A 2,076-nucleotide genomic window follows, 5' to 3' on the forward strand; every position below is an offset into this window, starting at 1 on the left:
GGCACCATCGGCATGTAGATGACGACGCGGTCGCCCTTCTCGACGCCGAGCTCCCGGAGCGCGCCTGCGAACCGCGCTGTCTCGTCGAGCAGTTCGCGGTAGGTGTAGGTGCGTTTGGTGCCGGTGACCGGGGAGTCGTAGATGAGCGCCGCCTGTTCGCCGCGGCCGTCGGCAACGTGACGGTCCAGCGCGTTGGCGCACGTGTTGAGCTCGGCATCGGGGAACCAGCGGAAGAACGGGGGCGTGGAGTCGTCGAGGATGCGGCGGGGCGGACGGGTCCACGTCACGGCCCGCGCGGCGTCGGCCCAGAAGGTGCAGGCATCCTCGATGCTCGCGTCGAACAGTTCTCGGTAGCCGGCCATACCGGGAGAATACTGGGTATCGGCCTCTCATAACCTGGACATATGACTAGTCTCGTGCCGCCCATCGAAGGTGTCCGCAGGTCGTTCGTCGAGGCCCGCGGCGTCCGATTCCACGTCACCGAGGCAGGCCCGGAGGACGGCCGACCCGTGCTCGCGCTGCACGGATGGCCACAGCACCACTGGGTGTACCGCGATCTGCTCGCCGACCCGCCGCCCGGGCTACGCATCATCGCCCCCGACCTGCCGGGCTACGGCTGGTCCGGGCCGGCGCCGCACAAGTGGGCGAAGGATGACGTCGCCGCCGACGTTCTCGCGTTGATGGACGCGCTTGGCCTGGACCGCGTGCTGCTCGTCGGGCACGACTGGGGCGGCTTCGTCGGATACCGGATGGTGCTGTCGGCGCCGGAGCGTTTCGACGGATATCTGGTGATGAACATGGCGCATCCGTGGCAGACACCCAAGACGATCCTGCCGCACTTCTGGCGGTTCCTGGCCTACCAGCCATTCGTGGCGAGCGTCGGCGTGCCGCTGCAACGGCGCACCAAGTACCTGGAACGCGTCATCTTCGCCTTCGGACCCAAGGCGCATCGGGTGACGCCCGAGGCGGCTCGCATCTATGCCGACCGATTCCGTGATCCCGTCGTGGCGCGCGCGGCCACCGACACCTACCGCACGTTCCTGCTTCGCGAGTTGCCGTCCGGGGCAAGGGAACCCGAGATCCGACGGGCGACGGTACCCATCCGCGCCCTGTTCGGGATGGCGGACTTCGCGGTACACTACTCGCTGGCCGCACCCGAGACGGCCAACGCCGACGACTACACGTTCGAGCCGGTCGACTCCGGGCACTTCGTCATCGACGAGCGTCCGGATCTGGTGCGCGCGAAGCTGATCGCGCTCGCGGAGGAGACTGCGAAGGGAACGCCGTAACACGGGAGGGTCAATGGACATCGCGATCCTGGAAGAGCACCGCCGCCACGCCGTTACGGCGTCGGGGCCGATCAGTTACCTCGACGTCGGGCAGGGCTCCAGCGTCGCCGTCCTCGTTCACGGGATATTGACCAACAGCCTGTTGTGGCGCCATATCATCTCCGCACTGGCATCCGATGGTCGACGGGTGATCGCGGTGGATCTGCCTGGCCATGGCCGTACCCCGCCCGCGCCGGAGTCCGACGACGTGTCGCTGACCGGCCTGGCCCGCCGCGTCGGCGAACTCTGCGATCACCTCGGTTTGAGCCGCTTCGACCTCGTCGCCAACGACACCGGGGGTGCCGTCGCGCAGATCGTGGCGGCGCAGTTGAGCGACAGGCTCGCCACGCTGACGCTGACGAATTGCGACACCGAGGGGAACACTCCGCCGACCTTGTTCAAACCCGTTGCCGCGCTGGCCCGCACGGATCTCCTCGCCACGGTGGGACCACACATTGCTGCCCGGCGTCCGCTGGTGCGCGCCTTGCTCCTGGCGGGATACCCGAACGTTCGCCGAATTCCGCCCGAGGTGGTCGATGCGTACGGAAGTCCCGTGCTCGGCACCCCCGGATCGGCTCGCGCCTTCGCCCGACTGATTGCCGCGCTGTCCTCTGAGGACCTCGCCGCGGTGCGCCCGCAGCTGGCGAACCTGAGGGTGCCGACGTTGGTGGTCTGGGGTACCGGCGACGTCTTCTTCCCGACGAAGTGGGGGCGGCGTCTCGCCGAGCTGATTCCCGGCACCACCGAC

General features: G+C 68.3%; 3 protein-coding genes. 2 read left to right on the plus strand and 1 reads right to left on the minus strand.

The features are described 5' to 3' along the window. On the minus strand, positions 1 to 362 hold a 362-nt coding region (locus ACRDUX_RS00415; protein ID WP_526409940.1), incomplete at its 3' end, for an acetyl-coenzyme A synthetase N-terminal domain-containing protein. 42 nt (positions 363 to 404) lie between these two features. On the opposite strand from ACRDUX_RS00415, the gene ACRDUX_RS00420 reads away from it, so the two are divergent. Together ACRDUX_RS00420 and ACRDUX_RS00425 are read left to right on the plus strand one after the other, a co-directional pair. Further along, positions 405 to 1,289 carry an alpha/beta fold hydrolase gene (locus ACRDUX_RS00420; RefSeq protein ID WP_526409942.1) on the plus strand — a complete coding sequence of 295 codons (885 nt, stop codon included), beginning with the start codon at positions 405 to 407 and terminating at the stop codon, positions 1,287 to 1,289. A gap of 13 nt (positions 1,290 to 1,302) precedes the next feature. Further along, on the plus strand, positions 1,303 to 2,076 hold a 774-nt coding region (locus ACRDUX_RS00425; RefSeq protein ID WP_526409944.1), incomplete at its 3' end, for an alpha/beta fold hydrolase.

Origin of the sequence: Mycobacterium sp. (genome assembly GCF_050701675.1) — a bacterium.
GTDB lineage: Bacteria > Actinomycetota > Actinomycetes > Mycobacteriales > Mycobacteriaceae > Mycobacterium.

Coding starts and splice junctions, on each gene's coding strand:
- ACRDUX_RS00420 (WP_526409942.1), top strand. CDS start 405: ATGACTAGTCTCGTGCCGCCCATCGAAGGTGTCCGCAGGTCGTTCGTC.